5 protein-coding genes are annotated in these 8,062 nt (G+C 71.5%); all 5 read left to right on the top strand.

Annotated elements, in window-relative coordinates; all coding sequences use genetic code 11:
* Window positions 1-288: 288 nt before the first annotated feature.
* Window positions 289-759, top strand: coding sequence for a (2Fe-2S)-binding protein (locus tag ACE3Q3_RS21525; protein ID WP_374449427.1), 471 nt, complete (start codon window positions 289-291; stop codon window positions 757-759).
* 4 nt (window positions 760-763) lie between these two features.
* Complete coding sequence (locus ACE3Q3_RS21520) at window positions 764-3,154, top strand: xanthine dehydrogenase family protein molybdopterin-binding subunit (RefSeq protein ID WP_374449425.1); 2,391 nt, start codon at window positions 764-766, stop codon at window positions 3,152-3,154.
* A gap of 24 nt (window positions 3,155-3,178) precedes the next feature.
* On the top strand, window positions 3,179-3,973 hold the full coding sequence (locus ACE3Q3_RS21515) for a xanthine dehydrogenase family protein subunit M (protein ID WP_374449424.1): 795 nt from the start codon (window positions 3,179-3,181) through the stop codon (window positions 3,971-3,973).
* 281 nt (window positions 3,974-4,254) lie between these two features.
* Window positions 4,255-6,270, top strand: coding sequence for a hydantoinase/oxoprolinase family protein (locus ACE3Q3_RS21510; RefSeq protein ID WP_374449422.1), 2,016 nt, complete (start codon window positions 4,255-4,257; stop codon window positions 6,268-6,270).
* Window positions 6,267-7,937, top strand: a complete 1,671-nt coding sequence (locus tag ACE3Q3_RS21505) for a hydantoinase B/oxoprolinase family protein (RefSeq protein ID WP_374449420.1) — start codon at window positions 6,267-6,269, stop codon at window positions 7,935-7,937. The genes ACE3Q3_RS21510 and ACE3Q3_RS21505 overlap by 4 nt, the downstream gene beginning before the upstream one ends.
* The last annotated feature ends 125 nt before the right edge of the window (window positions 7,938-8,062 follow it).

Raw genomic sequence — 8,062 nt, 5'->3', positions numbered from 1 at the left:
GGCCCCGCCCCGCCCCGCCGCCCCGGCCCCCCAGCCGACCCGATCGACCATCAGCCCGTCCGTCTGGATCATCGGGCTGATCGCCCTCGCCGTCCTCGTGCTGCTCGTCTTCGCGACGCCCCGCTGACGGTCGCGGACGGGGGCCGCAACGGCTTGACCTGACACCCCGTCCGGTCGACATTTGCCGGGTCCCAGGGCTTCCTGGACGCGGACGGCGGCGGCGCGCTGGGGAGCACCGCCGCCGTCGGCGTCGCGCATCGTCTCGACTTCGTACCTGAGGGAGGAATCATGGCCAGCACCGTCACGATGACGGTGAACGGCAAATCGGTGACCGGAGCCGTCGAGGCCCGCACCCTGCTCGTTCACTTCCTGCGCGAAACCCTGGGCCTGACCGGCACCCATGTCGGCTGCGACACCAGCCAGTGCGGCGCCTGCGTCGTCCATGTCGACGGCAAGTCGGTCAAGAGCTGCACCATCCTCGCCGTGCAGTGCGCCGGCGCGGAGGTCACCACGATCGAGGGCCTCGCCGGCGACGGTGCGCTGCACCCGATGCAGGAGGCCTTCCGCGACAATCACGGCCTGCAGTGCGGCTTCTGCACGCCCGGCATGGTGATGAGCGCGGTCGATCTCGTGAAGAACAACCCGGACCCGAGCGAGCACGAGGTCCGCGACTGGCTCGAAGGCAATCTCTGCCGCTGCACCGGCTACCACAATATCGTGAAGTCGGTCGTTGCCGGCGCCAAAGCCATGCGAGGGTAGCGCCATGAACGCCCTGCCGGAGACCGGGATCGGCGCCGCCGTGCGCCGCCGTGAGGATTTCCGCTTCCTGACCGGCCGCGGAAACTACACCGACGACATCAACCGCCCGGGCCAGCTCCATGCCTGGATCGTGCGCTCGCCGCACGCCCACGCGCGGATCGACGGCATCGACACGAGCGCGGCGAAGGCCGCACCCGGGGTCGTCGCCGTCTACACCGGCGCCGACATGGCGGCCGCCGGCGTCGGCAGCCTGCCCTGCGGCTGGCTGATCCACAGCCGCGACGGCACACCGATGGTCGAGCCGCCGCACATCCCGCTGTCGCCCGAGCGCGTGCGCCATGTCGGCGACCAGGTCGCCGTGGTGATCGCCGAGACCCGGCAGCAGGCGCGCGACGCGGCCGAGCTGATCGACATCCGCTACACCGAGCTGCCGGCCGTCGTCTCGATGCCGGAGGCGATCAGGGCCGGCTCGACCCAGGTCTGGGACCAGGCGCCGAACAACACCTGCTACGACTGGGAGTTCGGCGACCGGGCGGCGGTCGAGAAGGCGTTCGCCTCGGCCCATCACGTCGCCCGCCTCGACCTCGTCAACAACCGCCTCGTGCCCAACGCCATGGAGCCGCGGGCGGCGATCGGCGACTTCGACCGCGGCACCGGCGAGTACACGCTCTACACGACGAGCCAGAACCCGCACGTCATCCGGCTCCTGATGGGCGCCTACGTCCTGCAGATCCCGGAATCGAAGCTGCGCGTGGTGGCGCCCGACGTCGGCGGCGGCTTCGGCTCGAAGATCTACCACTATGCCGAGGAGGCGATCGTCACCTGGGCGGCGGGCAAGCTCGGCCGGCCGGTGAAGTGGACGGCCGACCGCTCGGAATCCTTCATGTCCGACGCCCATGGCCGCGACCATGTGACGAGGGTCGAGCTCGCGCTGGACAAGGACGGCCGGTTCCTGGCGCTGCGCGAGCACACGCTCGCCAACATGGGCGCCTATCTCTCGACCTTCGCGTCCTGCATCCCGACCATCCTGCACGCGACCCTGCTGGCCGGCGTCTACACGACCCCGGCCATCTATGCCGAGGTGCGGGCGGTCTTCACCAACACCGTGCCCGTCGACGCCTATCGCGGCGCCGGCCGGCCCGAGGCGACCTACCTGCTGGAGCGCATCGTCGACGCCGCCGCCGACGATCTCGGCATCGACCCGGCGGAGATCCGCCGCCGCAACTTCATCCCGGTCGACGCCTTCCCGTACCAGACGCCGGTGGCGCTCCAGTACGACAGCGGCAACTACTTCGCGACCCTCGACGCCGCGCTGAAGGAGATCGACTACGCCGGGTTCGAGGCCAGGCGCGCCGAGGCGGCCCGGCGCGGCAAGTACCGCGGCATCGGCATCGCCACCTACATCGAGGCCTGCGGCATCGCGCCGAGCCAGGTCGTCGGTGCGCTCGGCGGCCGTGCCGGTCTCTACGAGTCGGCCGAGGTCCGGGTCCATCCGACCGGCTCGGTGACGGTCTTCACCGGCACCCACAGCCACGGCCAGGGCCACGAGACGACCTTCGCGCAGCTCGTGTCCGACCTGCTGCAGGTGCCGATGGAGAGCGTCGAGATCGTCCATGGCGACACCAACAAGGTCGCCTTCGGCATGGGCACCTACGGCTCGCGGTCGCTGGCCGTCGGCGGCATGGCGATCATGAAGGCCGTCGAGAAGGTGGTGAACAAGGGCAAGAAGATCGCCGCCCACCTGCTCGAGGCCTCGGAGGCCGACATCGAGTACAAGGACGGCAAGTTCCAGGTCGCCGGCACCGACAAGGCCAAGTCCTTCGGCGAGGTCGCGCTGACCGCCTACGTCCCGCACAACTACCCGATGGAGACGCTGGAGCCGGGCCTCGACGAGACGGCCTTCTACGACCCGAAGAACTTCACCTTCCCGTCCGGCGCGCATGTCTGCGAACTGGAGGTCGACCCCGACACCGGCGTCACGACGATCCTGCGCTTCGTCGCCGTCGACGATTTCGGGCGGATCATCAACCCGATGATCGTCGAGGGCCAGGTCCATGGCGGGCTCGCCCAGGGCATCGGCCAGGCGCTGCTGGAAGGCTGCGTCTACGACGAGAAGTCGGGCCAGATCCTGACCGGGTCGTACATGGACTACTGCATGCCGCGGGCCGACGACCTGCCGTCGTTCGACGTCTCGACCCACAACGTCGCCGCCGTCGACAACGCGCTCGGCGTCAAGGGCTGTGGCGAGGCGGGGGCGATCGGCGCGCCGGCGGCGGTGATGAACGCCATCGTCGACGCCCTGTCGCCGCTCGGCGTGCGCCATGTCGAGATGCCGGCGACGCCGCAGCGGCTGTGGCGGACGATCCAGGAAAAGCGTGCGGCCAAGGCGGCCTGACGGACCGGAGGGAGACGCGAAACCATGTACAATTTCGAGTACCACAAGCCCGCTTCGGTCGCCGATGCCGCCGCCCTGCTCGCCAAGGCGGACGACGGCAAGCTGATGGCCGGCGGCATGACCCTGCTGCCGACGCTGAAGCAGCGGCTGGCCCAGCCCTCCGACCTCATCGACCTCGGCGGCGTCGCCGGCCTCGCCGGTATCCGCCGGGACGGCAATGCCGTCGTCATCGGGGCGATGACGACGCATGGCGCGGTCGCCGCCTCGGCCGAGGTGAAGCAGGCGATCCCCGCCCTCGCGGCCCTCGCCGGGATGATCGGCGACCCGCAGGTCCGCAACCGCGGCACCATCGGCGGCTCGATCTGCAACAACGACCCGGCCGCCGACTATCCGGGGGCTCTCGTCGCCCTCGGCGCCACGGTCACCACCAACAAGCGGACGATCGCGGCCGACGACTTCTTCACCGGCATGTTCGAGACCGCCCTCGACGAGGGCGAGATCGTCCAGTCCGTGAGCTTCCCGGTCCCGGAGAAGGCGGCCTACGAGAAGTTCCGCAACCCGGCCTCGCGCTACGCCATCGTCGGCGCCTTCGTCGCCAAGGGCCCGGCCGGCGTCCGCGTCGCCATCACCGGCGCCGGCCCGACCGTCTTCCGCTGGAAGGCGGCCGAGACGGCGCTCGCCGGCAACTTCTCGGCCGCGGCGGTCGAGGGGCTGAAGCACCCGGCCGACGGCCTCAACGGCGACATCCACGCGTCGCCGGAATATCGCGCCCATCTCGTCGGCGTGATGACCAAGCGCGCGGCCGCCGCCGCGGCCTGACCGCGACCGGCGTGACGTCAGGGGCCGGCCGCGGCGACGCGGCCGGCCCTTCTTTCTGTCGGGCCGGCCGCAAGACCCATCCGAGGTTGCCGTCGTCTTCCGGACAGAGCACGTGCAGCGGTGAAAATACTTTCACCGCGCCCGCAACCGGGTCTAACCTCGACGCTCGCTGCGCGGCAACGGTCGCGCCCGAATTTTCCGTGACGAAACCCGGACCGACAGGGCGCCCCCGCATTCGGAGCGCGTGTGCCCGTGGGCCCGAGCGATGGAGACGTACGAGGATGCATCGAGTAGGGGTCGAGATCGGTGGCACCTTCACCGATCTCGTGGCGTTCGGACCGGACGGCGTGTCGATCCGCAAGGTCCCGAGCGTGCCGGCGCGGCCCGACGAAGGGGCCTTCGCGGCGCTGGCGGCGTCGGGGCTGCCGACGGCTGGGATCGGCGAGTTCATCCACGGCTCGACGGTCGCCACCAACGCGGTGCTGGAACGCAAGGGCGGACGCCTCGCCTTCCTCGTCACCGAAGGGTTCCGCGACATCCTGCTGCTGCAGCGCCACGACCGCACCCGCATCTTCGACCTCTTCTACAGAAAGCCGGAGCCGCTGGCGGCCCGCGCCGACACCTTCGAGGTGCCGGAGCGCATCGCCGGCGACGGCTCGGTGCTGGTGCCGCTCGACCTCGCCGCCGTCGGCCCGATCCTCAGGGCCCGGCTCGCCGGGCGCTACGACGCCGTCGCCATCTGCCTCATCAACGGCTTCCTCAATCCGGCCCACGAGCAGGCGCTGGCCGCCTGGATCGCGGCCGAACTGCCGGAGTTGCGCGTCACCTGCTCGCACCGCGTGACGGGCGAGTTCCGCGAGTACGAGCGGGCGACGGCGACCACGATGTCGGCCTTCGTGCAGCCGGTCGTCGACGGCTATCTCGGCCGCATCGAGGAGGGGCTGGCGCGGGGCGGCTTCAACGGCCACTGCACGATGATGCAGTCGAACGGCGGCCGGGTCCCCTTCCGCGCCATCCGCGACAACCCGATCACCGCGCTGCTGTCCGGCCCCGCCGCCGGCGTCACCGGCGCCGTCCGGCAGGCCGGCCTTTCCGGCTTCCGCGACATCATCACGCTCGATATCGGCGGCACCAGCGCCGACGTCGCGCTGGTCCGCGACGGCAAGCCCGACTGGGCGCGCGAGACCAAGATCGACGGTCTGCCGATCCGCCTGCCGATGGTCGACATCGTCACCATCGGCGCCGGCGGCGGCAGCATCGTCTGGTCCGACGACGGCGGCATGTTGCGTGTCGGGCCGGAGAGCGCGGGCGCCGCACCCGGCCCCGCCTGCTATGGCAAGGGCGGCACCCGCCCGACCCTGACCGACGCCCATGTGCTCTGCGGCCGCCTGCCCGCCGATGCGCGGCTCGCCGGTTCGATGGCGCTCGACGCGGCGGCGGCCGCCGCCGCCGTCGGGCCGGTTGCCGACGCCTTCGGGCGCTCGGCCGTCGCGCTCGCCGAGGATGCCGCCCGCCTCGCCGACGGCAACATCGTCGCCGCCATCCGCCTCGTCTCGACCGAGCGCGGGCGCGACCCGCGCGAGTTCGCGCTGGTTCCCTATGGCGGCGCCGGCCCGCTGCACGCCGCGCGCGTCGCCGACGCGCTCGGCATCCAGACCGTGGTCGTGCCGCCCGATCCCGGCGTCGTCTCGGCCTACGGCCTCCTCGTCGCCGACCAGATGCTGGACGAGACCCGCACCCGCCGCACGCCGCTCGACGAGCAGGCGCCCGACACGGTGCGCGCGATCGCGCACCAGCTCATGGCCGCACTGAAGGCGCGCGCCGCGGCGCTCGGCCTCGAGGGCGCGCCCGAGTTCGAGATGTCGCTCGACATGCGCTATGTCGGCCAGGCCTACGAGATCGACGTCCCGGTCGATCTCGCCGCCCTCGACCGGCTCGACACCGCGACCCTGGCGGCGGGCTTCGCCGTCGCCCACAGGCGCATCTACGAGCACGGCGCGGTCAAGGGGAAGGCGGTCGAGATCGTCTCCTTCCGCGCCCGCCTGCGCCTGCCCCAGGGCGAGGTGCCGGCGCTCCGCCTCGGCAGCCGCAGCGCCCCGCCGCCGCAGACGATCCGCGTCTTCGAGGACGAGGCCTGGGTCGACGCCGTCGAGATCGGCCGCGGGGCCATCGCCGCCGGCAGCCGCCTCGCCGGCCCCGCCGTCGTCACCGACACCACCGCCACCACCTATGTGCCCTCGGGCTGGACGGCGGAAGCCGACGCCCACGACAACCTGATCCTGAGGAGGTCCGCATGAGCCCGAACGGCGCCATTCCGACCAACGCGATCTCGGCCCTCGACCAGGCGGTCATCGGCCAGGGCCTGCTCGCCGCCGCCCGCGAGATGGGGGCGAAGCTCTATCGCTCCGCCTACTCGACCATCGTCCGCGAGGCCAAGGACGCCTCGACCGGCATCCTGGATGCGACCGGTCAGGCCGTCGCCCAGTCCGACGAACTGATCCCGGTGCTGGTCGGCTCGCTGTCGCTGACCTTCGCCGGCTGCGCCGAGCGCTACCCGATCGAGACGCTGCAGGAAGACGATTTCTACATCTCGAACCACCCCTATCACGGCGGCCAGCACCTGCAGGACGTCTTCATCTTCATGCCGATCTTCTGGCAGGGCGAACTGATCGGCTTCTCGTCCGCCGTCGCCCACCATCTCGACATCGGCGGCGGCGCGCCCGGCCTCAACGTCATGGCGACGGACGTCTACCAGGAAGGGCTGATCCTGCCGCCGTCGAAGTACAACCTGCACCGCGACTGGTCGGGCGGGCCGTTCGAGCAGCTGGTCGCCAGCAACATCCGCGTCCCCGACCAGACGATCGGCGACTTCAACGCCCAGTTCGCCGCCTGCCGCGTCGGCATCGCCCGCGTCCAGGAGCTCTGCGCCCGCCATGGCGCCGCCACCGTCAAGGCGGCGATGGCCGGCATGATCGACTATTGCGAACGCCGGGTGCGTGCCGCCATCGCCGCGTTGCCCGACGGCGAGTATGTCGGCGAGGACGCGGTCGACGACGACGGCATCGGCGAGACGCCGCTCGTCGTCCGCGCCACGGTGCGGATCAAGGGCGACCAGATGGAGGTCGACTACACCGGCACCTCGCCGCAGGTGGCGACCGCCATGAACGCGCCCTTCGCCTCGACCATCTCCTCGACGCTGGGCTGCCTCAAGGGCGTGCTGACCGGCCCCGACGTGCCCTTCAACGAGGGCGCCCGGCGGGCGGTCAAGATCACCGCGCCCTTGGGCTCGCTGCTCAACCCGCGCTTCCCGGCGCCGGTCCGGGCGCGCATGGAGGCGATCTACCGCGCCTACGACGCCGTCGTCCGGGCGCTGGGCCAGGCCGTTCCCGACCGGGTGATCGCGCCCGGCTTCGATTCGACGGTCGCGACCTGCCTCTCCTTCCTCGACCAGGGGCGCTACCGCGTCTACCTCGAGATCCACAACGGCGGGTACGGGGCGTCGGCCCATGGCGACGGCTGCGACGCGGTCGCCGGGCCGCTCTCCAACTGCACCAACGTGCCGGTCGAATCCCTCGACATGGATTTCGACTTCTTCCGCATCGAGCACTATTCGCTGCGGCCCGGCACCGGCGGCGCCGGCATCCATCGCGGCGGCAACGGCTCGGAGCGGTCCTACCGCATCCTGAAGTCCGGGGTCCGCTTCTCGATCTACGCCGACCGCTTCCGCATCGCCGCCGGCGGACTGGCCGACGGCATGCCGGGAACGACGGGCAGTTGCACCGTCTATCGCGGCGATCAGGTCTTCCGCCTGAAGTCGAAGGACAATTTCCCGCTCGAGGCCGGCGACCTGCTGGTGCTTCAGACCGGCGGCGGCGGCGGCTGGGGCAACCCCGCCGCCCGTGACCCGGCCGGGGCGGCCCGCGACCAGCGCCACGCGCTGGTCGAGCAGATGGCGGCCGAGTAACGGCGCCGGGGCGGCATCGACGAGCCGGGCCCGGGCGCCCGGCGCGCCCCCGGCGGGACCGTGGCCCCCACCGCGGGGCCGGGCGGCGGGGGGGGTGGCAGACGGGGGAAATTGGTGGAGAGCAC

This window comes from Allostella sp., from assembly GCF_041913585.1.
GTDB lineage: Bacteria > Pseudomonadota > Alphaproteobacteria > ATCC43930 > Allostellaceae > Allostella.
Note: the sequence above shows the minus strand (reverse complement) of the source record. Positions and strands in the feature narration are given on the sequence as shown.